Consider the following 21,627-nt stretch of genomic DNA (forward strand, 5'->3'; position numbering starts at 1 on the left):
GTGCTTCCTAATAGGTCCGGGATTCTAAACTCTTCAAAGAAAAGCATGCTCTTCACTCAGATATCCTCTTAAGCTTCCTTCTGAAAAAGAAGCAGATACACAAAAAAAGACAATCAATAAAGATTGTCTTTTTCCGTGCCTGGCAACGTCCTACTCTCACAGGGACAAAGTCCCAACTACCATCGGCGCTGAGAAGCTTAACTTCCGTGTTCGGTATGGGAACGGGTGTGACCTTCTCGCCATTATTGCCAGACTATTTACTTGTTCGCTCAGAGGCGACTTTTTTATAATACCACCAATACCAGGTGTAAACAACTGACAATTTTCCCCAAAATCAAAACTAGTTTAACTAAATTAAAAACAAAAAAGGAACATTCCTTATTATAAGGAACATTCCCCTTTGTTTATTTTAATAAAGAAAGATTTAAGTATTCCGTAATCAACTTTCCTAGCCTTTGAATACCTTCGACTATTTCAGGTTGACCCTCATAACAAAATGAAAGACGAAGAAACTCCGTTCCATCCTGCGGGTTTAAGAAGAAGTATTTTCCTGGAATAAATGACACACCCTTGTTCAGGGACAGGTCTAATAATTCGGATGTATCCATTCCAGGTATATGAAGCCATACAAAGTAACCTCCGCTTGGCATATACCAAGTAACACATTCAGGAAAATATAACTCCAATGATTTGATTAAGGTTTCACTTTTTTCCCGATACACTTCTTTTATCCTTTTTAGCCGATCTTGAAAATCCATGTCTTCTAGAAAGGAAGCCATGGATGCCTGTGAAAATGGATGATCTAAATCTTTCTTAAACCAAGCAAAAGCTGAAATAAACGCCTGTTTGCCAGCTATCCATCCTACTCGCATTCCCGGTGCAACTACCTTAGATAGTGAGCCAACATGTAAAACTCTTCCTTCCGTATCCATTGATTTCACAGGAAGCGGGCTATCTTCAAATGAAAGTTCTCCATAGGCATCGTCTTCTAAAATGAGGAAGTTATATTCATCGGCCAATTTTAATAAATGATGTCGACGTTCCAGTCCCATTGTTGTCCCTGTTGGATTTTGCGCAGTCGGAATGGTATATAAAATTCGAGGAAGGGGAAGATTTTTTTGTTTTCTTTCCCTTAGTTCTTTTTCTAATAGATTCGTTTGAAGTCCATTCTCATCTATAGGGATATTAATAATCCTTGTCGTATAGTTCCGGAATATTTCTAATGCTTCCATATAAGTTGGTGCTTCCACTGCGACAATTGTTTCTTCGTCAACAAGAACACGCGCAATTAAATCAAGGGCTTGGCACGCTCCTGAAGTGATTAACAGTTCCTCTGCTTCTGCCTTGATTCCACGCTCCGATAATCTCTTTTGGATTTGCTTCTTAAGGACGTCAATCCTTGGACTCCCAAGATAATGCAAAGGCAAATCCTGTTCTTCCTCGATAAGTTTTGCTACAGCTTCCTTTATTTGATGGGAAGGAACAAGAGATGGATCCGGATAGCCCGAGCTCAAGCGGATACACTCCTCCGGAAGCATAGGCATCCATTCACCCGGCGGATCATTCTTAAGAGCCGCTTTTACGTTTACAGAAATAAAAGACTCTATTTTCACCTTACTAAACACCTTTCACTAAAGGAAATTATATAATTTAAAAATACTCGATTTTTCAGAATACGATCCATCATACAAGAATTGTACTCATATTTTAATTAATTGCCTTTAAGCTTTCTTCCCTAATCAACGACAACAATTCTTCCTTATATTCTGCAAATTCCACTGATCCTTTTATACTAAAATCCCTTGGCCTTGCCAATGCGATTGGAACCTTTTTCTTTAGACGCCCAGGTCTTGCCGTCATGACATACACCGAATCAGCCAGAAAAATCGATTCTTCTACATCATGGGTGATAAACAAAATCGTTTTCTTTGACTCCTCCCACGCTTTTAAAAGGACTTCCTGCATGATATTTCTTGTTTGCGCATCTAGCGCACCAAACGGTTCATCCATTAAAAGGATTTTAGGATCATTCGCCAACGCACGCGCAATCGCCACCCGCTGTTTCATACCGCCAGACAATTGAATGGGATAATGTTTCTCGAATCCTTCTAACCCAATTAATTGTAGATAATGGCGAGCAACGTCATCTCGTTCCCTTTGAGAAATGCCTTGTAATTTTAAGCCAAATGTAATGTTTTCCTTTACTGATAGCCACGGATATAAGGTATAAGACTGAAACACCATCCCACTGTCAGGTCCCGGACCATTTATCTTCTGCCCATCAAGTAATACCTCTCCGGATGTAGCTTCTTCCAAGCCGGCAACGATTCGTAAAACCGTTGATTTACCGCAGCCTGATGGGCCTAAGATTGTAACAAACTCTCCTTCACTTATGGTAAAGGATGTTTTCTCCAATGCCGTCGTTTCACCGCTTTTGGTTTTAAATACTTTACCAACTTCTTTAATTTCTAACTTTGGCGTTACCAGTTTTGGTTGAGATTTATCAAATTCTACATTTTTTGCAGCTGTTGTGACCATCTTACAAACCATCCTTTCTCATCCATGAAAATGAAGCGCGATAAATGGCTTTAAAGACCATATCTGTTAACAGCCCGAGGATACCAATGATTAAAATACCCACTATAATTTTATCTGGCTGAAGGAAACGTGAAGCCTGCATAATCATATAGCCTAATCCGCTAGAGGCCCCGACAATTTCCGCTACGACTAAATATGTCCATGCCCATCCAAATGTAATTCTAAGGGTATCGACAATCCCTGGAAGTGCAGCAGGTAAAATGACCTTGGTAAACACCTGACCTTTTTTTGCTCCTAAGGTATAGGAAACTTCAATCAAGTCATTTTGAACATTTTTTGTTACATCCATGATCATCAGCGTTAATTGAAAAAAGGTCCCTATGAATATAACGCTCATTTTTTCCGGCTCTCCAAGGCCAATCCATAAGATTAATAAGGGAATAAAAGCAGAGGCCGGCATGTAACGGATAAATCCAATAATAGGTTCAAAGGCGCCTTCCATGATTTTTAACGAACCCATCAATATCCCAAGAGGTATACCAATAATCGCGGCTGCAAGAAATCCTACTAATACCCTTGTAAAACTGATGCCAATATCAGAAAGGAGATCTCCATTTACAAATAAATCAATACCGGTGGTTAGTACTGCCGTTGGTGTCGGCAAAAACAGCGGATTAACAATTCCTCCATACGTTAGGACACACCAAACGGCTAAAAATACCATAAATGTAACAAACCCTGCGGTGGAATAAAAACCTTTCGGAATCTCTCTATTAGGCGTAAACAATTTTGCCAACATTTTAATCACCCATTCTATCAATCTGTTAAAAAGCCTAACATATGAGAATCTCATATATTAGGCCTCGGTACATTTCTTATTACTGAAAGCTTGGGTTAATAACCTCTTCTGCTTTCGGTTCAGTTTTAATAATTCCTTGCTCTTTATAAAACTGAATTGCATTTTCGGTTGATTTATAAATAGACCCTTTACTGCTTTCCGTCCCGAATAGGTCTTTGTTTTCTTCTTTTGTAAAGAACTGCAGGCCAGATTCCGTTCCGACAAATTCTTTAGTATCAATTTTTAGACCCTTAGCCATAATTTCATCCGCTTCATCTTTATGCTCTTTCCAATAGGCCATAGCTTCACCCATTGCTTTTACGAACGCCTTGACATCATCTGGACGGTTTTTAATCACGTCTTCTTTAAAGCTAATGGTGTCAACAATGATTCCTGGAAGATCTTTTGTCGATAATAAAACCTTGCCATTTGCTTGTGACCCTTTAGACAACCAAGGCTCCCATGTGACCGCTGCATCTACTTTACCTGCGGCAAATGCTGCTCCGGCGTCACCTGCTGACATTTGAACAACTTCTACGTCTTTCTCAGTTAAACCGCCTTGTTTTAATGCGGTAAGTGCAAGCATATGGCTTGTTGAACCTACTTCAAATGCTACTTTCTTTCCTTTTAAATCTTTCACGCTGTTGATGTTCTTCTTGACAAGAATTCCGTCACCGCCGTGGGAATCATCTAATACCCACACCACTTGAACAGGTATCTTTGATGCAGCCAGTGTAACCTGAACATCTAATGCTGTTGCCATTCCATCAATTTTTCCACTTGCTAAAGCTTGTTTACGCTCTGCTAACCCCTCTACGATTGAAAGGTCTACATCAATCCCATTTTTCTTAAAGAAGCCCTTTTCTTTTGCCAAAAATAACGGACCATAGCCCGTCCAAGTCGGCAGTGTTACCTTTAAAGGTTCGGATGATTTCTTTCCATCCGCACTGCTGGATGCTGCGTCTTTCCCGCAAGCTGCTAGCGCAAATAACAACATTAGTGTACAAATTAACCCTAACCACTTTTTCATCTAAATTTCCCCCTATTAATTCTATATTAGTTTGAAACGACTAACATTTCTGTTCCTATTTTGTCAGCCTGACGGACAGCCTTTATGACCATATCGGGTGTCACCTCAAACGGCATATTTGCCATATCTTCAATCGTCACTGTAATTTCACCCAGCGCTATCCATTGATCATCTGTTAATCCGTTGATCCCCATTTGCTGTAAGGTGTAAGGCAAACCAACTTGTTGGTAATAGTGAATTAACGTTTTTATTTCTTCCTCATCGGTACCTTCCATACATAACTGCGCTAAAATCCCAAAAGCGACAATCTCACCATGATAGGTATGGTGAATTTCCGGGAAGATTGTTAATCCCGAGTAAATCGCATGAGCTGCGGCTGTCCGGCAATCATCCCCTCCATAGCCGCTTACACTTCCGCTGACTAATATAATCGCATCAATGATGTCATTAAGTTCAATCGTTGCTTTTTGTGCATTCATGGAACTGACGGCTTTTTCACCTTTTTGGATTAAGCTTTCATATAACTGGCCGGCTATTGCAATTGCTGTTTGATTAATGGCGTTAGGCACTGCTTTTTTAATCGAACACTTGGTTTCGAACCATTTTGCTAATGTATCCCCAATTCCTGCAACTAAATAACGGACAGGTGCTGCCAGAATGATATTTGTATCGACCAGGACCAGTTCCGGCACTTTTGAATTCCTGCCAATTTCCAAAAATTCTCCTTCGTCACTATAGAGAATACAAATTGGTGTTGCTGCGGCGCAGGTAGCGGCAATTGTAGGGATAGCCACTAACGGCTTGTTCAGTTGGAAGGCTGTGGCTTTAGCGGTATCTAGTGCCTTTCCTCCACCAGCAGCAATGATCACGTCAAAGGTTTCATTCTCTAATTGCTCTACCAATCTATCAATATTGGTTTGTGAAGATTCTCCCCCAAACCATAATGAATGTTTCAATGTCAACCCGTTCTCGGAAAAGCTTTGCCGGAGCGGCCCATCGATAACCTTGCGGCTTAGATTGCCTCCGACTAGAACAGCGGTTGTTCCAAACCTTTTTATGTATAAACCAGCATCTGATAATAAACCTGCATTTCTGTGATATTGTCCGGGACCCACCGTAACAAACACATCCATCACCCTCTAAATCACTGTATATTTATTAGTAATATTCTATTAATATAAATGCATGACTAATTGATGTCAATATATTATAAAAATATTCTAAATATTACTTTTATTGATTTTGATCGATAATCATTCGAGTTCTTTCATTCAATAGTCAATTAAAGTAATCCAGGGATAATTTTAAATCAAAAAATTATTATGCAGATACTTTTTTAAGTTGGTGATATTCATTGTTAACTAATAAATAAAAGAACAGACCCATCAAAATTGGAATCTGTTCTTTTGCATTAATTGATTAGCTTTAACGCATCGTCTATCTGAATCTCACCCGAAACGAGATCAAACGCTTTATAAAAGGTATTTCCTTCTTCTAATGAGGCAATAATGGTTTTCGCTACATCCTCACGAGAAATGGTCCCGCTGCTAATATTTTCTGCCACTGATATAGTTCCAGTACCTGAGGTATCCAATAGACTTCCAGGGCGGATGATTGTATAGGTTAAATTACTTTGTTCAAGCATTTTGTCGGCATAATACTTTGCCACATAATACGGCTTGATCGCTTGATTCCAGTTTTCTCTCCGATGTGCTTGAAGAGCACTGACCATGATAAATCGTTTAATTTTTGCTTTTTCTGCAGCTTCGATCGTTTTAACTGCACCATCTAAGTCGACTAAAAGCGTCTTATCTGCACCGGTATGACCGCCAGAACCCGCCGTAAAGACAATCGCATCACACCCATTAGCACGATTCGCAATTTCTTCAACACTATCTTCCAAATCAACGATTGCTGTTTCCACTCCTAAAGTTTGCAATACACGTGCTTGCTCCTCTTTTCGAACCATTGCTTTAACGGTATATTTATTCGAATCTGATAATAATTGAACGAGGTGTTTTCCGATTTTACCGTTGGCTCCAACTACAAAAATCTTCATTTGTTCTAACCCCTCATGATTAATTGATCCTCTATCGAAACTATTCAATATCACATTTTGCCTTTCTTTACTTTTTACGATTTTTCTGCTGTAATATCGTTATATGGGAGAATCAGTTTTTTTACCTTTTCAAAGCTCATGGAACTAATTTCCTCCATTAGCCGTGGGATGGACTGTTCAGGATACCCATAATCACGAAGTAATTTTTCCATTTTTTCTTTTTGTTCCATATGTTGACCCCTCCAATAATAGAATTGACTGCTTACCAAATAAAATTATTGTATATCCAATTAGCCAAAAATATGCCAAGACCAATGGCTAAATTCATCCAGCCGAAAATTAATGATGCTTTTTGTTCCTTTTTCTGTTTTTCCTTTTTATACATTTTGGCATCGACCAGAAGAACGAAAAGCCCTGATCCAATAAAAATCCCGATGACATATGGCAAAAAACCAAGAAACATGCTCTGAATCCTCCGTAATTTACTTCGCTTTCATGCCGACTCGATGAATACGGGAATCAACATGAACATCATAAGTAATATCCTTATATACTTGGTTCCATTTTTCTTTCGTTCCTATTTCCTTTTGCCAATATTTCGGGTATTTTGCCCTGAATTGTTCACCAAAACCAAAAATATCACTCTCGGCTTTTTGGGTTTTGGCAATAAGCTTCTTTAGAGATTTTGCAATTTCTTTTGACGCTTGATTTTGTATTTTCCCAACAACCCTTGAATTGTTAATATAAATATTTTGACTTGTCTTTTCTTCTATTTCGCTCTCGTAACGAACCTTTATATCGACATGAGGTTTCCCATCCTTTAAGCTAACTTTGGTTTTTGTTTTTCGAGAAATCGCCTTAACTAGGACAAATTCATCTTTACCAGGAACTTTAATAAAAGCGCTGTATCCACCCCTGCCTATCCCCCTTATAGCCATAAAAAATCCAATTTCAAGGGGAGAGGTCTTTCCTGCCATCCGATCTCCACTAAAATAAGCCAATCCACTTAATTGAATAGACCTCTTGTCTTTAATGGTAAGAAAGGGAAGATAAGGATCTTGCCCTTTACTAGACAGGATCGTCCAAAACAAACCAATAAAACTAGGTGGAAATCTTCCTAATGCCGATAAATTATCAACCATATCCGCTAGATATAATGATGGTACCCGTTGCAATTCTGGAACAAGCTTCATATAATCTGCTGCCGGCTCCTTTGATACCGCAAGTGATGCTGTTCTGCGGATCTCTGGATTACGCCTCAAAAAATCATTAAATCGTTGCGTCCCCTTTTTCGCCACTTTTTCATTAAGGACAATAATGCGTAAATGTCCGAGGAAGGTTTCGTAAGCAACCTGCTGTTGAAGATTGAGCATTGCATCCTGAATGGTGTGACCTACAACTTGGACAATTAACACCGAGTTTTGCGAACTCTGACCCTGAGTTGGTCCTAAAGGGATACGCCCTGGAACCGCTATTTGAGCCGTCACTTTAATCAGCTCCTCCTTTGGTTCGGAGGAATTCTTGTCTAAATGGGTAATACCGCCTTCAGATTGTTGATCTTCCTCTTTATTCGAAGCCTGGTCAATACCAATCGCTAATACAGTAGCACGCTGTTCAATTTCTTGTGCATCCCAACACCCTGAAAGGAGAGGAAAAAGGAGAAAAAAAATGATAATTAACCGTAAGCTAGGATTCTTGTACCACACTTTTTTCCCTCCTTCTTCTACTCCTAAAGAGATCAATGACTAATAGCATGGCGGGGTAAAGAATGGTTATTAATAATCCTACTCTTCCAGCGATTTGAATCACATCATACAATTGCAAAATATTTTGGGGCAGCATAGCTAAAAAAAATACAAACGGCATAATAAAAAACGACAACATCCGGTGGTCCTTTAGTTTGGCGATTTGTTTTATTGAATAAATTGTAAAATAATAGCTTGAAAATAAGGTTGTAAATACAGCGGTCACCCAAACAGCTAAAAAGATTACATCTAATCGCTGAAGTATATTTCCCGGCAGTGCAGTGGTCCGAGCTAATTCAAGGGTTGGCCAGAAGATCTGTTTAATCTCTTCCGTTCCAAATACGGCAATGGTAGCGATAACTATTAATAGGTAAACCCCTCCTGTTATAAAAATGCCCCAAAAGCTTGCCTTTTTTGCTTTTTTTGGATTTTTCATAAAAGGAATAATCATCGTGACGATAAATGAGCCTTGAAACAAACCAGAAATAGTTAACATACCTTTAACCATTGAAATAAAATCTTTTTCGATAAGAGGACGCAGGTAGATGGGATTAGCATTTTTCAAAGAAAATGCAACAATAATTAAGACAGGCCCCAAAATTGCAGGTACATAGAAATTGTGTATATAAGCAAAAGTATTTATATTGTACCTTACACTTATGCATGCAATCAGCAGCATGACAATCACGGTAACTTCCAATGGGGTTTCTCTTAATACAGCCGAAACAACAACCTCTCCAAATTCACGAGCAGCCAATGCAGATAATATGACAAAGAAGAAAATTACAATCATACTGCACATTCTCCCAATCCATTTTCCGACAATATCCTCTCCATAAGTTATAATCGTTTTTTCTGGATGACGAATTCCTAAGATTGTCAGAATAAATAACCCTACTGTTGCTAAGATGATTCCCGCAAGAGTGACAAGCGGCGCCCCCGTTCCTCCACCCCGAACAGCAAACAACGGCAATGGAAGTACTCCTACACCAATAATGGTACTTATTAGGATCATCGAGGCTTGTACGGTTGTGATTTCCCTAGGGTATTCCATTATTCGTACCTCCCACTGATTTGTTCCTATTCTTCATTATTATTTTGTTCCTGTCTTTTACGATTAGCTGGTTGAAGAAAGCTGGGTCTTTTAGACATCGACCAAAGCGGGCTCCGTGTGACAACATCTTTCATACCCTGTGAATCCCCTGGAGAAACAGGTGCCATATACGGTACCCCGAAGGATTTAAGATTGAGTAAATGATTGAAAGTTAGAATGATACCAATCATGACACCGTAAAGACCGAATATACCAGCTAATATCATGATCGGGAACCTTAACATCCTTAAGGCAAAAGCAGCTGTATAGGCCGGGGTTGCAAATGAACCAATCGTCGTTAAAGCAATAACCACCACTGTGATTGGGCTCGCTAACCCAGCTTCCACCGCCGCCTGCCCGACTACTAACACCCCTACAATGGATAGGGCACCCCCAACTTGCCTTGGCAGCCGTACAGTCGCTTCTCTTAATATCTCCATAGCTATTTCGATAATGAGGACCTCAACCACAGCAGGATACGGCACACCTGCCCTGCCCCCTGCAACGGCGACAGCAAATTCTGTCGGCAGCAGTTCAGGATTAAAAGCAATTAACGAAACATAAAGTGAGGGGAAAACCAGGGAAAAGACAAGTGCCAACATCCGAGCAAACCTTGCAAAAGTCCCCATCAAAAACCTTGAAGAATAATCCTCAGCTGTTTGATAGAATTGATTAAAGACCACTGGAACTAATAAAGCAAAAGGAGACCCATCTACAAGGATGGCTACTCGGCCTTCCGCTAAATTGGCGACTGTTTTGTCAGGCCTCTCTGTTGCTTGGACTTGGGGAAACGGTGTAAAGTGGTTATCTTCAATAAATTGTTCTAAATATCCAGCATCCAATATCGCATCAATATCAATTGCCGAAAGTCTTTGTTCTACCTCTGAAATAACGGTCTCGTTTGCCACTCCTTTTATATAACAAAAACATACCGTTGATTTCGTTAAGCGACCAATTTTCATTGTCCTCACTTGAAAATCTGAACTTGGAAGACGGTACCTCAGCATGGCTATATTGGTATCAATATTTTCAATAAACCCTTCGCGTGGACCCAAAATAACCTGTTCTGTTTCCGGCTGGGTGACAGAACGATGTTCCACTTCTCTTGTTGAAATGTGGATGGCTTCCGTAATACCATCAATTAATATAACCGTTTCTCCTCTTAGAAGAACCGCTATTAGTTTGTCTAAACTTTCCTCTACCTTGGCCTGACCATGGTAAAGGGTTTCATTCATGATTATGTCAATTAATTTATTTAGCGGCTTCTCTTTAGATAGTAAATGTTCAGGTACGTACATAAGCGGTCTTAAAATATCCTTATTAAGATTGTCCTGATTCACTAAATTAGAAAAATAGAAAATGGCCGCATAATACTGTCCAAAAATTTTAAAGTGCTTCACCTGAAAATCATCATTTTCCCCTAGTACTTCTTTTATTAAAACTTCAGTATCTTTTAGGGACACAGATATTTTACTTTGGCCTTCTAAAATTTTATCAGGTATTGTAAAAGGCCTTTTTTTCAGACCGCTTTTGGCATTCTTCATTTTTCGAAATAAAGACACGTACACCACCGCCTAATTAATAACTTTTGCCAAATTTTTTTTAATATTCCTTTTGTTTCTGTTTATTTTTAGAGACGTGAATTTCTAGGGAGAGCTAAAAAAAAAGACCATGTTTTTTATGGTCCTTAATTATGTGTGTTTACCTATTATATTTTTATTAAATTACGAATTTAACCTCTCAAGTTCATTAAAAACGGCTTCATAGTCTTCTTTTTTATCTGCTTTAAATGAAGTGTTTAAATAGGTTATGACTCCTGCTTTATTTACAACAAATACGGAACGGATTGCAGTCTCCCCTTTTTCGTTAAACACTTGGTAGTTTTTTACGGTTTGTTTATGCCAATCTGAAAGCAGTGGATATGGAAGTGTGCCCATGCTTGCGGCAAAGACCCGGTGTGAATGAATATGATCGACACTGATTGGTAGAACCTCAGACTCCGTTTGTTCAAATCGTTTATAATCCTCTTTCCAAGAGGCTATTTCTTTAATTCAGCCTGGAGTAAAATCCATTCCATAAAAGGCAACTACAATATTCTTCTGACCGCGGTAGTCCGATAAAGAAATATGCTCCTTTGTTGTAGCCGGCAGTGAAAAGTCCGGAGCCATTTCTCCAACTTTCAAAAATCCTTGCATGCAAACTTCTCCTTTCTAAGGTTAAAATGAAATAGCATTAACTCCTTATGTATACTTTCCATAATGGCTGGATTTAGACTATGAAGTGCTAAATATGATACTAACTTTTTACATTACTTACATAACCAGCCTTATAAAACGCTTCCATTTATCCTAAAATTAATTTTTTTAAAATATCTTTCCTTATTGGAATAAAACTTATTTTCCGAAAATTGAATCTATGGTATAGTCAAATAAACCAAAAAGATGGAGTGAGAAAAGTGAAAGTACAAGTACAACGTGCCTACAATTTTAATGCCGGCCCTTCCGCATTACCTCTTTCAGTACTAGAGAAAGCTCAAGCAGAATTAATCGATTTCCGTGGTACAGGAATGTCAGTAATGGAACTCAGCCACCGAAGCCGCCCGTATGAAGAGGTACATAATCAGGCGATAAGCAGCTTACGCGACCTATTGGCGATCCCTGATACCCATGAAGTTCTATTTCTTCAAGGCGGAGCCAGCCTTCAATTTTCAATGATTCCGATGAATTTTTTACAGCCTGGGAAAAAAGCAAGTTATGTTATGACGGGTTCTTGGTCAGAAAAGGCCTTCACCGAAGCTAAATTATTTGGTGATGTTTACCAAGCAGCTTCAACAAAAGACGGAAAATACCGCACCATCCCAAAACTTAATGAATTACAGTACGATCAGGAAGATGCTTATGTGCATATTACCTCCAATAATACGATTTACGGGACACAATGGAAGGACTTCCCTGATACTGGAAATGTACCTTTGATTGCGGACATGTCGAGCGATATCCTTTCTAAGCCGATTGATGTCAGCAAGTTTGCCCTAATTTATGCGGGTGCGCAAAAGAACCTTGGTCCTTCAGGTGTAACCGTTGTGATTATTCGCAAAGATTTGCTGGAGCGTGCGAATACGAACATCCCAACAATGTTAAAGTACAGTACTCATGCGAAAAATAATTCCTTGTATAATACACCGCCAACCTTTGGTATTTACATGCTTGGAGAAGTTCTTAACTGGGCACGTGAATTGGGCGGTTTGGAAACTATCGCCCAACGAAATGAGGAAAAAGCAAACTTCATCTATTCCGTTATTGATGAAAGTAATGGTTTTTATATTGGCCACGCTGAACAAAACAGCCGTTCACTCATGAACCTTACCTTTAATCTTAAAACACCTGAATTAGAGAAGGAATTCTTAGAACTGGCCAAACAAGAAGGCTTTGTTGGTGTGAATGGTCATCGTTCTATTGGTGGATGCCGCGTTTCTGCCTACAATGCGGTTCCGGTTGAAGCTTGCCAAGCTTTTAGTGAATTTATGACTAAATTTCAAAAAGAAAATAACTAAAAAAATTCACCCTCTTCATGTTTAGAGGGTGATTTTTTTAGGAAGTTTTATTTGCCATCCACGATTTCCTTAAAAATCTCATAAGAACGTTTTTGTTTTTCTTCATCAAAGATATAAGATACAGCCATAATTTCATCGACGTGGTATCTATCTTGAAAATTCGTTAATTGTTGACGGATGGTTTCCTTGCTTCCCAACAACGTGACACTCGACATAGAAGAAGCCATTTCTTTTTCCATCGGACTCCATAGCTCATCTATATTTTCGACAGGAGGACGTAACGGATTTTGTGTCCCGCGGACTACATTTAGAAAGAATTGCTCCTTGGTTGTTGACAGCCATTTCGCTTCCTCATCTGTTTCAGCTGCAATCACATTTAAGCAAACCATCATATATGGTTTCTCCAAATACTCGGACGGCTGGAATTGTTCCCGATAAATCGATATTGCCTCTTCCATGAATCTTGGAGCAAAATGGGAGGCAAATACATAAGGTAAACCCAAACTTGCTGCCAAATAAGCAGAATCCGTTGAGGACCCGAGAATATAAATAGGAATATTGGTCCCGACCCCAGGATATGCTTTGACGTAACTTTGTTGCTCAAGTGGTCCGAAATAGGTAAGCAATGATTGTACATCCTCAGGAAAGGTGTAAACAGAATCATTTTTCGAACGCCTTAAAGCACTTGCTGTCATCATATCGGTTCCAGGAGCTCGGCCAAGACCCAGATCGACGCGGTTTGGAAACATCGTCGCCATTGTGCCGAACTGTTCGGCCACTACAAGCGGTGCATGGTTTGGAAGCATGATTCCACCAGATCCTACTCGGATATGATTAGTATGTTCTAAAGTATGTTGGATTAAAATAGATGTCGCTGAACTGACTAGTGTGGAAGTATTATGATGCTCTGCAATCCAATAGCGTTGATAGCCCATTTCTTCTACAGCTTGGGCAAGGTCAACCATTGCCTCAATCGCTTGTTTGGAGTTCTGTCCCTCGCGAATTGGGGCAAGATTCAGCACTGAAACAGGTATATGAATGGTTCCCATAGTAAATTTCCTTTCATTTTCAAGATTTACTACTATAGTAACAATTGAGATAACCGAAACAAACTTATATGCTTAGGTTGTACTAAAAAGAATCCAAGCACCCGCTTGTAATTAAAAATAAAAGACTGCCTCTAGGCAGCCTTCAAGAAGTTATTCACCCTGCTTTTTGGAATCCTGGATCGGCACATTTTTTGGCCGTTCCGGATAAGTGGCTTTCCCGGCATTTGGACCAGTAAGGTCATTTCTTTGGTCCAATACTCTTCCTGTATACTCAATCGGATTATTTTTTGGCATTATTTCACCTGCTTTTTTCTTTAGCTTTTTTTTCCTAATCCTAGAATTTTTAATTTATACTCTGCTTCACTCATGTTTGGATTTTTTTTAGGTGGACTGTTTTGTAGAGCGTTCTTTAATTCAATATTTGCGTCATCATTTGTATTATATTTTCCGTCCATCGTTCATACCCCCTTTACGTTATTTATTATGGACTGAATCCACTGGTTCATTCTGCTATATCCATTTGAAAAAAAACCTCTAGCTAATTCTAGAGGCTTAACAGTATCAGGTATAAGACTCGATAGCCTGATCTAGAGCATTGTATGCTTCACCAAAGGCAGCTGCAGACGATACATCTCCTGCATTTTCCAAGGCCCCCACGGCATTCCTGGCTTGGGTTAATGCGCGGATACAATCCTCAATCATGGTGCCTTTATCACCATTTTGCTCCAGTGCTTGCTGCAGCTGGTCAATACAACGATCTAAGTTAGAAGATTGTGGATGGTCATATGCTTTTTCTAATTCTTCTTTTACTTGCTGTAGGACTTCCTTCATTTTCTAATCCCCATTTCTTCAAATAGTCAACAAAAGGTAGTTTCACCGCGGAAAAACTATCTTATTCCTTTTTTATTTAGAATCAGTACGCCAAGCCACAAGAACACTTAGTTTTCCCGAATAGGAAGGAATAGGAGGACGGGAACTCCTTGTTTACTCTTTGCACCTCTTTTGCGAATTCTACTTCGCTTATTGGGACCTCAGATAAACTATTTGCTTTTTCTTGCGTATCAATATGGGCTCCAGGCGGTACAAAGCTGTGTGGTTTTAGGGTGACACCACCCGTTACAAGGGCATTTGTCGAAATAAAGGATCCTTCACCTATCTGTGCGTTATAAACGATTGCCTTAAACCCCACAAAAACCTCTTGCTGAATCTCACAGGGACCATGAATCAGTGAACCATGAGCACAAGAAACTCTTGGTCCTATGTAAATTGAATATTTTTTCCCATTAACGTCCACTTGTTTATTTTTTAAGCCATGCAGGATGACGCCGTCCTGGAGGTTACAATCTCTGTCTATATAAAATGGACTACCTTCATCCGCACGGATACTTACGAAAGGAGCAACGTAGGTATGATCGCGGATGGTTACATCCCCTATAACAGAGGTGAACGGACTAAGAAAAACCGTTCTTTTAATTTTTGGAAAGATTGGATTGGGATTGAAGGAGGTCGACGGATTGGCGCCAATAAAGTAGCTATATATATTATAGGGTCCAGATTGGTTCGTCATCATCATTTCTCCTTTCACAGAAAGATCATTTCGCATTTATATACTTATATGGAGCACCAGTTAAAATCATAACCTTACTAATATAAAAAGCGAGTCAGCACGTGGGCTGACTCGACTGCATAGCTATTTATTTCATTAGCAATCCCCCAGTTTTTCACATCAGCAAAATGTTGTGTTAGAAGAGGCAATTGATTGGATTGACCGCAAAGTCTATACTGCGATTTACTTCAAAGTTACCATGGCAAGCAACGTAACTACCTTAAGACATAAAGTTTTGCGATTATGACGAAAGCTTTTTATTTATATACAGCAATATCCCAACCCCCGCCATAATGAAAATGAAATGCAAAACAATCAGGTCTTTCCAAGCAAATTCCGATTCACTTTAGACTTATCGCAGTTTTCAATAGAAAATGGTTCCTCCTTTCTACTGGCACAAGAAATTCTCATTTTCTTAATGAACCAGATCCACCTCCTTGGCAGTTGTATTCTCCAATCGGAATTCGTTTGGTTCATTGCATTTCATTACACTACTATTATTTCCTTGCTTCTCTAAGTATTTCTATATAGATGTTACATTCCTGTGAACCTTTTAGAATACCATTCAGGCTGGGAGCATCGATTATGATTGAGATTTTAGTTTATTAGTAAAAAGACGTTTTTCGACTAGGTATGAATTGGCAAAATTGATGAAATAGACTTTATGTTATTTTTCTAAAGTTTTTGTTATAATAAAGTGTCTTTAACATTTATGAGGGGGAAACATATTTTTATGTCAGTTGAAGTAGGCAGTAAAGTACAAGGTAAAGTAACCGGAATCACTAATTTTGGAGCATTTGTAGAATTGCCAGGCGGCACAACCGGCCTAGTGCATATTAGTGAGGTTGCAGATAGCTATGTAAAGGATGTTAACGATCATCTCAAAATTGGCGATGTAGTTGAAGTTAAGGTAATTAGCGAGAAAGACGGAAAAACTGCCCTATCCATTAAAAAAGCAATTGATCGACCTGAAGGACAAACATCTTCTTATTCACAGCGCCCACAGCGTCAGGGTAGAGGGGATAGCCGTTCAAAAGATTTCCGGTCTAAAGGAAACTTTAAACCTAAGGAAAGTTTTGAAGATAAAATGGCGAAGTTCCTAAAGTCGAGTGAAGAGAATTTATCAAGCCTCAAACGCAACACCGAAACAAAACGCGGTGGCCGAGGCGGCAGACGCGGTTAAAATGCCCACCTGCTAATAAATCTCTATATAGATCAAAAGGCAAGCCTATCCCAAGGCTTGCCTTTCTATTTATCTAAGCTGCTTTTTGCTCTAGGGCTTTTTTCACTTCGTTAGATTAGAAATGGTGCCTGTCACCATTTCATTCAGTAATGTAAAAGCTGCCTTTAGTTTGTCTTTTGGGATTAGCTCATACATATCGCCAATTCCTAATTCAAAGTAACTAGCTCCGCTGTTTAATTCTTTTAGGTAACTGCTAAAACCGATACCTGTATTTTGGGTAAGTTTGATAAAGATAGGTTCCAGTGTTTCTTTTGGTACGTCGATATGGACGTGGAACATATTCGAAACCGGCTCCTTAGGCAATGTAGAAACAGACTGACATTGATTAAAGAAAATTGCTAGTTCTTGTGCTTCTTTATAATACTTTTCCATTTTTCCAACTCGCTGCTCAAAATAATAATCCGCACTTAGGACATATGGATAAAGGCTGATTAAATCTCCGCCATGACGACGTTTCCACACTTTAGATATTTCTGTAAAATCCTTATCCCCTGCAAGAATTGCGCCAGCAATACCACCTAACCCTTTATAAACAGAAACATAAACACTATCAAACAAGGCGGAAATTTCGGAAGCCGATTTTTGATAATAAGGCAGTATCTCAAACAGGCGTGCACCATCTAAATGCAGTTTTATCCCCTTTTCGCGGCAATAAGCTGAAATAGCTTCAAGGGTATGATAATCTGGCATCTGTCCACCAATTTCCCTTTGTGGTAATTCCAGTAATAAACATGAGATATCTTCCTTCAATTCAACCACATCATCAAGCTGAATGACACGGTCTTTTTCAGCAAGTAAAATAGGTTCAATCGAGTGCAATTCTTTTAACCCGTCTTCTTCATGAATTTCTAAATGGGATAATGGATGATAGGCTACTTTTTTGATTCCTTTTTGATCACACCAAATACGCAGCGCGATTTGCTGAGCCATTGTTCCACTCGGAAAAAAGACGGCTGACTCTTTCCCAAGATATCGTGCCATTTTTTCTTCGAACTTTTCAATGACATCCCCTTTTCCATACATATCACTCTCAATATGGTCATCTAGGTTCATCACTGCTTTTTTTAGCATATGAAGATCCCTCGGGCCATGCCCGCCTAGTCGAAACTCTGTTTGTTTAAAAGCTTCTAATAAACTATTTTTCTCGGTCAATGTTAGCTCTCCTTCAATAATTTTCTCACTCATCATACTATTTATAGAATTTTCTTAAAAGCCTATTAGCTTACCGAAATGAATAATATTCCGTTTGGCAGCATTATTCTATATCTGATATAGTAGCTATATGTAAAATGGAAAGGAATTAAAGGACACCCATGAAATGTATTTCAATTGATTTAGACGGTACGTTATTAAACTCTAAGCATGAAATTACCGAAGAGAATGTGAAAGTCTTAAACGAACTGCAGGCACAAGGTCACTGCCTGATTTTAAACACAGGACGGGCTTATGCGGACGTCATCAAATTAGAGGCTGTCCAAAAGATAAAAATGCCTATTTTCTGCGTTAACGGTTCAGTATTATTCTCAGCAGACAGAGAGGTTCTCTTTGAAGCAACCTTATCTATTGATGTCTATAAGGATGTTTTTTCCATATTAAATGAGATGGGTGTAGGAATCCTCGTTTACACAAATCACGGCGGCCTTCCTTCAACGCTCCCCCCATTGCATGATAAAAGTAAACAAGAGCTTGACCAGATTTTTACTGAATTTGATTATAGCCAGATCCTTGAACTTAAAGATTTAAAGATTTACAAACTCATTGCACTTGTTCACCCAGATCAGTTAGCAAAGATTGACGAAGTTAAACAAGCATTAGCTGGGAAATTTCCAATCTCGATTGCGTCATCACATCCAAATAATGTGGAGATTACTTCAAATGAAGCACATAAGGGAAAGGCATTATTACGCTACCAAGATATGATGAACCTTACTTTTGAAGAGATTATTGCTTTTGGCGACGGCGGCAATGATATCGCTCAATTTGAGGTAGCGACAACCGCTGTAGCAATGGGAAATGCCCCAATGGAGGTTCAACAGGCGGCAGATTTGATTACGAAGACCAATGATGAAGATGGATTTGCTTATGCAGTCCGCCATCAACTGGGCTTATTAGACTAACTACTACTTTAGGGGGAACGGACACTATCTTTCCCCCATTTTTTATTACCTATTAGGGGTGAATGCTCATACAAATTCGGCTTAAAAAGTACGGTCTGCATTCGTGTTAAAATCTGGTCAGTTGTTTCATAATCTCTCTTTTTCTCTCTTTATCCGAGATCCTCGTCAAATCAAGTGCTACTTCATGGCCTTTATGCTTAGAACGTAATATTTCTCTAATGGCATTTTTGACACTTTCCTCATTATCCCTCACAACTATCACATTTCGGAGCATTTATTTTCCTCCCTAATAGAAATGCATTACTACCTAATTCAATTTGGAACAACCCCTTCATTTTATGTGTATACCTTTTCGTTTAGCCCTTTAAAACTACCATTTTTTTCAGTTAATAATAACGCTAAACATAAAAAAAATATGGCCGCCATTTGTCAAAAATGGCAGCCATATGCTTTTTTATAATAGATGATGGATATTCATTAAAGAAGGGATCAATAATGCTCCCCAAACTAAGGTAATCAAGGCTGCAAAAATCATTGCTAATGATGAAAAAGTAGCTTCTTGCTTACCGTATTCCATCGCTTTATTAGTACCAACACCATGTGCTCCCATGCCTAAAGCAAGCCCTCTAGCAATAGGTGTTTTAATCGACAATCCCTTAATAACCGAAGGTCCAACAATACCGCCAACAATTCCCGTAATAATGACAAACACTGTTGTTAACGTTGGCAGACCGCCAATTTCCTTAGAAACCTCGATCGCAATCGGCGTCGTAATCGACCTCGGCAAAATGGAGATAATAAAATCAGGTTTTAAATGGAACAATTTTGAAAGTGCAAAGGTGGAAAAAATGGCCACTAGAGAGCCACACGTAATACTAATAAGAATGGTCCCAATATACTTTTTTATCACAGCTAAGTTTTTATAAATTGGCACCGCGAACGCAACGGTCGCAGGGCCAAGCAAATGAGTCAGCCATTTGGAAGCATGAAGGTACTGATTGGCAGATACATGTGTCACGGATATAAGCACAATTAACATAATTGGCGAAAGCAGCAATGGGTGAAAAAATGGCATGCTCCATTTTCCATATGCCATTTTCGACAAACGATAAATAAGATACGTCGCTATTGTAAATACAATCATCATCAATGCTGCTCACTCCTTTTTCGACCACTTATTTTTTCCGCCGTTAAGGCCGTCATACCCATTACAATAATCGTACTAATCCCAATTAAACCAACAATCTCGGCGCCTTGTAAGCTGATAATTTCATCATAATTTACAATCCCCACTGCTGATGGGATAAAAAATAGCAATAGTTCTGCCAATAACCAATTGGCCCCTTTTTCAACCCACTCCAGCTTAATGATTTTAAAGCAGAGTGCCAGAAACAAAAGGAATAAGCCAAACATCGAAGCTGGAATCGGAAGTGGAATCACTTCCTTAAGCACAGCACCTAAAAATAGAAACACATGCAAACATAGTACTTGTAACACGATTACTCCAAGTTTCATCTTCATGACCCTTTCTATATACAAAAAAGAAGTAATACTCTCCTTTTTGCTACACGAAATTAACTATAGAGTAATCCTACGCTCATTATTGCCATTCGTAAAATACATATTACGAATCATTTTCATAACTTAAAGTTATAATGGATCCTTTAGGATAAAGTCAATAAAGGTCCTGCCTGCATTCGAGATATATCGATCTTTTTTTGTAAGCACTGCCAAGCGCCACAGAATTTTTTGTTTAAGGTCAATTACCTCAATATCACTGGTAAAGACACGATTACAGATGGAATGCGGAAGGATTGTAATACCGAGATTAGCCGCTACCATCTCTGTCATGAGGTCCCATTGAGAACTTTTAAACAAAATTTTCGGTTCAAACCCTGCAGCAATACACCGGTTCCTCATAATTTGATTGAGCGCAAACTCTTCGTGATAAAAGATAAACTCCTCATCCTTCAATTCCCCTATATCGACCACTTTCCGCCTCGCCAACCGGTGGTCTTTATATACTAACAGCTTCATTTCCTCTTCGACGATGGGGTAAATATCAAACAGCTGCTCATCAATTGGCAGCACGGCCACACCAAGTTCGAACTCCCCTTCCTCAACGCTTTTTACGACCCTTGCACCGCCATACTCTGTAATATTGAGTTCAATATTAGGGTATGAATGATGAAACTTTGCCATCACTCTCGGGAAAAATAAGCTTCCAATAAATGGAGGAAGACCGATGTCAATCTGCCCTCTTGTTAAATTAGTCATATCGTTAAGGGTAGTTTTCATTTCATCCACTAGACCATTCATCTTTTGTGCATAGTCGAGCACTACCCTGCCTGCATCGGTTAAATCGCTCGTTTTATTGGTCCGAAGGATTAACGTCATGCCGAGCTCTTCTTCTAACGCCATAATCGACTTACTTAAAGCCGGCTGTGATAAATGCATGGCCTCTGCTGCTTTTGTAATACTTTTATGCTTCGCCACTTCAGAAAATAATTTCAGTTGTCTTAATTCCAACAGCTAACACCCCATATAAACAAACTAATAACTATTATTATTGTCCTAAATAAATGTTTCTGTTCACATAAAAAAATAACCCCACCCAAGTGGAGGGCATTTGAATAGTCCCTTAAATGTATGTTGTGTATGTAACTTGGCTGTTGATTTCCGCTCCAGGCGGCTTCGCTNNCACGCACGAAGGAAATGCGATAGCATTTTCGAGGAGTCTTCGCCGCCTTCCACTC

Annotated in this window: 25 protein-coding genes and 1 rRNA gene; 3 read left to right on the forward strand and 23 right to left on the reverse strand. The window is 39.1% G+C overall.

The features are described from left to right. Window positions 1–137: 137 nt before the first annotated feature. The 13 genes from rrf to J7E81_RS29230 form a co-directional block, all read right to left on the reverse strand. Window positions 138–253 (reverse strand): 5S ribosomal RNA (gene rrf, locus J7E81_RS29170). A gap of 151 nt (window positions 254–404) precedes the next feature. Continuing rightward, complete coding sequence (locus J7E81_RS29175; RefSeq protein ID WP_215047656.1) at window positions 405–1,613, reverse strand: aminotransferase-like domain-containing protein; 1,209 nt, start codon at window positions 1,611–1,613, stop codon at window positions 405–407. A gap of 94 nt (window positions 1,614–1,707) precedes the next feature. Next, entirely contained in the window at window positions 1,708–2,538 is an 831-nt protein-coding gene (locus J7E81_RS29180; protein WP_215047657.1) for an ABC transporter ATP-binding protein, read from the reverse strand. Between the two features lies 1 nt (window position 2,539). After that, window positions 2,540–3,337 carry an ABC transporter permease gene (locus tag J7E81_RS29185; protein WP_215047658.1) on the reverse strand — a complete coding sequence of 266 codons (798 nt, stop codon included), beginning with the start codon at window positions 3,335–3,337 and terminating at the stop codon, window positions 2,540–2,542. 79 nt (window positions 3,338–3,416) lie between these two features. Continuing rightward, window positions 3,417–4,406, reverse strand: a complete 990-nt coding sequence (locus tag J7E81_RS29190) for an ABC transporter substrate-binding protein (RefSeq protein WP_215047659.1) — start codon at window positions 4,404–4,406, stop codon at window positions 3,417–3,419. A 26-nt stretch (window positions 4,407–4,432) separates the two neighbouring features. Continuing rightward, window positions 4,433–5,533, reverse strand: coding sequence for an iron-containing alcohol dehydrogenase family protein (locus J7E81_RS29195; RefSeq protein ID WP_215047660.1), 1,101 nt, complete (start codon window positions 5,531–5,533; stop codon window positions 4,433–4,435). Window positions 5,534–5,817: 284 nt separating this feature from the next. Then, entirely contained in the window at window positions 5,818–6,465 is a 648-nt protein-coding gene (locus tag J7E81_RS29200) for an SDR family oxidoreductase (protein ID WP_215047661.1), read from the reverse strand. Between the two features lie 74 nt (window positions 6,466–6,539). Beyond that, window positions 6,540–6,695 carry a hypothetical protein gene (locus tag J7E81_RS29205; RefSeq protein WP_215047662.1) on the reverse strand — a complete coding sequence of 52 codons (156 nt, stop codon included), beginning with the start codon at window positions 6,693–6,695 and terminating at the stop codon, window positions 6,540–6,542. A 32-nt stretch (window positions 6,696–6,727) separates the two neighbouring features. After that, a complete protein-coding gene (locus J7E81_RS29210; RefSeq protein ID WP_215047663.1) occupies window positions 6,728–6,928 on the reverse strand; it encodes a CLC_0170 family protein in 201 nt (66 codons plus the stop codon). 19 nt (window positions 6,929–6,947) lie between these two features. Further along, window positions 6,948–8,171, reverse strand: a complete 1,224-nt coding sequence (locus J7E81_RS29215; RefSeq protein WP_215047664.1) for a Ger(x)C family spore germination protein — start codon at window positions 8,169–8,171, stop codon at window positions 6,948–6,950. Further along, window positions 8,152–9,264, reverse strand: a complete 1,113-nt coding sequence (locus tag J7E81_RS29220; protein WP_215047665.1) for a GerAB/ArcD/ProY family transporter — start codon at window positions 9,262–9,264, stop codon at window positions 8,152–8,154. The genes J7E81_RS29215 and J7E81_RS29220 overlap by 20 nt, the downstream gene beginning before the upstream one ends. 26 nt (window positions 9,265–9,290) lie before the next feature. Then, entirely contained in the window at window positions 9,291–10,847 is a 1,557-nt protein-coding gene (locus tag J7E81_RS29225; RefSeq protein WP_215047697.1) for a spore germination protein, read from the reverse strand. A 180-nt stretch (window positions 10,848–11,027) separates the two neighbouring features. Beyond that, entirely contained in the window at window positions 11,028–11,498 is a 471-nt protein-coding gene (locus tag J7E81_RS29230; RefSeq protein ID WP_308162306.1) for a redoxin domain-containing protein, read from the reverse strand. Between the two features lie 260 nt (window positions 11,499–11,758). Here J7E81_RS29230 and serC point away from each other — a divergent pair, with 260 nt between their 5' ends. Then, on the forward strand, window positions 11,759–12,856 hold the full coding sequence (gene serC / locus J7E81_RS29240; protein ID WP_215047667.1) for a 3-phosphoserine/phosphohydroxythreonine transaminase: 1,098 nt from the start codon (window positions 11,759–11,761) through the stop codon (window positions 12,854–12,856). Window positions 12,857–12,903: 47 nt separating this feature from the next. Here serC and J7E81_RS29245 read toward each other — a convergent pair whose 3' ends face one another. From J7E81_RS29245 to J7E81_RS29265, 5 genes are all read right to left on the reverse strand, one after another. Beyond that, complete coding sequence (locus J7E81_RS29245; RefSeq protein ID WP_215047668.1) at window positions 12,904–13,905, reverse strand: LLM class flavin-dependent oxidoreductase; 1,002 nt, start codon at window positions 13,903–13,905, stop codon at window positions 12,904–12,906. Window positions 13,906–14,055: 150 nt separating this feature from the next. Beyond that, window positions 14,056–14,199 (reverse strand): hypothetical protein, encoded by a 144-nt coding sequence (locus tag J7E81_RS29250; RefSeq protein WP_215047669.1) that lies wholly within the window; start codon window positions 14,197–14,199, stop codon window positions 14,056–14,058. A gap of 20 nt (window positions 14,200–14,219) precedes the next feature. Further along, window positions 14,220–14,360, reverse strand: coding sequence for a hypothetical protein (locus J7E81_RS29255; RefSeq protein ID WP_215047670.1), 141 nt, complete (start codon window positions 14,358–14,360; stop codon window positions 14,220–14,222). 106 nt (window positions 14,361–14,466) lie between these two features. After that, window positions 14,467–14,736: a hypothetical protein gene (locus tag J7E81_RS29260; protein WP_215047671.1), complete on the reverse strand. Its 270-nt coding sequence runs from the start codon at window positions 14,734–14,736 to the stop codon at window positions 14,467–14,469. A gap of 82 nt (window positions 14,737–14,818) precedes the next feature. Further along, the gene (locus tag J7E81_RS29265; RefSeq protein WP_251028963.1) at window positions 14,819–15,472 is read right to left on the reverse strand and encodes an LbetaH domain-containing protein; all 654 of its coding nucleotides are present in this window, start codon (window positions 15,470–15,472) and stop codon (window positions 14,819–14,821) included. Between the two features lie 772 nt (window positions 15,473–16,244). Between J7E81_RS29265 and J7E81_RS29270 the strand changes: the two genes are divergently transcribed. Next, window positions 16,245–16,694, forward strand: a complete 450-nt coding sequence (locus tag J7E81_RS29270) for a S1 domain-containing RNA-binding protein (protein WP_215047673.1) — start codon at window positions 16,245–16,247, stop codon at window positions 16,692–16,694. A gap of 102 nt (window positions 16,695–16,796) precedes the next feature. Here J7E81_RS29270 and J7E81_RS29275 read toward each other — a convergent pair whose 3' ends face one another. After that, entirely contained in the window at window positions 16,797–17,906 is a 1,110-nt protein-coding gene (locus J7E81_RS29275; protein WP_215047674.1) for a threonine aldolase family protein, read from the reverse strand. Window positions 17,907–18,067: 161 nt separating this feature from the next. Between J7E81_RS29275 and J7E81_RS29280 the strand changes: the two genes are divergently transcribed. After that, window positions 18,068–18,871 carry an HAD family hydrolase gene (locus J7E81_RS29280; RefSeq protein ID WP_215047675.1) on the forward strand — a complete coding sequence of 268 codons (804 nt, stop codon included), beginning with the start codon at window positions 18,068–18,070 and terminating at the stop codon, window positions 18,869–18,871. Between the two features lie 106 nt (window positions 18,872–18,977). On the opposite strand, the gene J7E81_RS29285 is transcribed toward J7E81_RS29280, so the two are convergent. The 4 genes from J7E81_RS29285 to J7E81_RS29300 all read right to left on the reverse strand — a co-directional run bounded on the left by J7E81_RS29285 (window position 18,978) and on the right by J7E81_RS29300 (window position 21,400). Further along, entirely contained in the window at window positions 18,978–19,145 is a 168-nt protein-coding gene (locus tag J7E81_RS29285; protein ID WP_215047676.1) for a hypothetical protein, read from the reverse strand. 180 nt (window positions 19,146–19,325) lie between these two features. Continuing rightward, window positions 19,326–20,018 carry an LrgB family protein gene (locus tag J7E81_RS29290; RefSeq protein ID WP_308162308.1) on the reverse strand — a complete coding sequence of 231 codons (693 nt, stop codon included), beginning with the start codon at window positions 20,016–20,018 and terminating at the stop codon, window positions 19,326–19,328. Next, window positions 20,018–20,386: a CidA/LrgA family protein gene (locus J7E81_RS29295; RefSeq protein WP_215047678.1), complete on the reverse strand. Its 369-nt coding sequence runs from the start codon at window positions 20,384–20,386 to the stop codon at window positions 20,018–20,020. Before J7E81_RS29295 ends, J7E81_RS29290 begins: the two co-directional genes overlap by 1 nt. Before the next feature lie 135 nt (window positions 20,387–20,521). After that, complete coding sequence (locus J7E81_RS29300; RefSeq protein ID WP_215047679.1) at window positions 20,522–21,400, reverse strand: LysR family transcriptional regulator; 879 nt, start codon at window positions 21,398–21,400, stop codon at window positions 20,522–20,524. Between the last annotated feature and the right edge of the window lie 227 nt (window positions 21,401–21,627).

Source organism: Bacillus sp. ISL-18 (genome assembly GCF_018613415.1).
In the GTDB taxonomy this organism is placed as follows: domain Bacteria; phylum Bacillota; class Bacilli; order Bacillales; family Cytobacillaceae; genus Neobacillus.

What these genes read in the sequence shown, in the direction of transcription:
- J7E81_RS29180 (WP_215047657.1), bottom strand. Translation starts at nt 2,538, where the DNA reads ATGGTCACAACAGCTGCAAAAAATGTAGAATTTGATAAATCTCAACCA.
- J7E81_RS29185 (WP_215047658.1), bottom strand. Translation starts at nt 3,337, where the DNA reads ATGTTGGCAAAATTGTTTACGCCTAATAGAGAGATTCCGAAAGGTTTT.
- J7E81_RS29190 (WP_215047659.1), bottom strand. Translation starts at nt 4,406, where the DNA reads ATGAAAAAGTGGTTAGGGTTAATTTGTACACTAATGTTGTTATTTGCG.
- J7E81_RS29200 (WP_215047661.1), bottom strand. Translation starts at nt 6,465, where the DNA reads ATGAAGATTTTTGTAGTTGGAGCCAACGGTAAAATCGGAAAACACCTC.
- J7E81_RS29205 (WP_215047662.1), bottom strand. Translation starts at nt 6,695, where the DNA reads ATGGAACAAAAAGAAAAAATGGAAAAATTACTTCGTGATTATGGGTAT.
- J7E81_RS29210 (WP_215047663.1), bottom strand. Translation starts at nt 6,928, where the DNA reads ATGTTTCTTGGTTTTTTGCCATATGTCATCGGGATTTTTATTGGATCA.
- J7E81_RS29220 (WP_215047665.1), bottom strand. Translation starts at nt 9,264, where the DNA reads ATGGAATACCCTAGGGAAATCACAACCGTACAAGCCTCGATGATCCTA.
- J7E81_RS29225 (WP_215047697.1), bottom strand. Translation starts at nt 10,847, where the DNA reads ATGAAGAATGCCAAAAGCGGTCTGAAAAAAAGGCCTTTTACAATACCT.
- J7E81_RS29245 (WP_215047668.1), bottom strand. Translation starts at nt 13,905, where the DNA reads ATGGGAACCATTCATATACCTGTTTCAGTGCTGAATCTTGCCCCAATT.
- J7E81_RS29250 (WP_215047669.1), bottom strand. Translation starts at nt 14,199, where the DNA reads ATGCCAAAAAATAATCCGATTGAGTATACAGGAAGAGTATTGGACCAA.
- J7E81_RS29255 (WP_215047670.1), bottom strand. Translation starts at nt 14,360, where the DNA reads ATGGACGGAAAATATAATACAAATGATGACGCAAATATTGAATTAAAG.
- J7E81_RS29260 (WP_215047671.1), bottom strand. Translation starts at nt 14,736, where the DNA reads ATGAAGGAAGTCCTACAGCAAGTAAAAGAAGAATTAGAAAAAGCATAT.
- J7E81_RS29265 (WP_251028963.1), bottom strand. Translation starts at nt 15,472, where the DNA reads ATGACGAACCAATCTGGACCCTATAATATATATAGCTACTTTATTGGC.
- J7E81_RS29270 (WP_215047673.1), top strand. Translation starts at nt 16,245, where the DNA reads ATGTCAGTTGAAGTAGGCAGTAAAGTACAAGGTAAAGTAACCGGAATC.
- J7E81_RS29280 (WP_215047675.1), top strand. Translation starts at nt 18,068, where the DNA reads ATGAAATGTATTTCAATTGATTTAGACGGTACGTTATTAAACTCTAAG.
- J7E81_RS29285 (WP_215047676.1), bottom strand. Translation starts at nt 19,145, where the DNA reads ATGCTCCGAAATGTGATAGTTGTGAGGGATAATGAGGAAAGTGTCAAA.
- J7E81_RS29290 (WP_308162308.1), bottom strand. Translation starts at nt 20,018, where the DNA reads ATGATGATTGTATTTACAATAGCGACGTATCTTATTTATCGTTTGTCG.
- J7E81_RS29295 (WP_215047678.1), bottom strand. Translation starts at nt 20,386, where the DNA reads ATGAAACTTGGAGTAATCGTGTTACAAGTACTATGTTTGCATGTGTTT.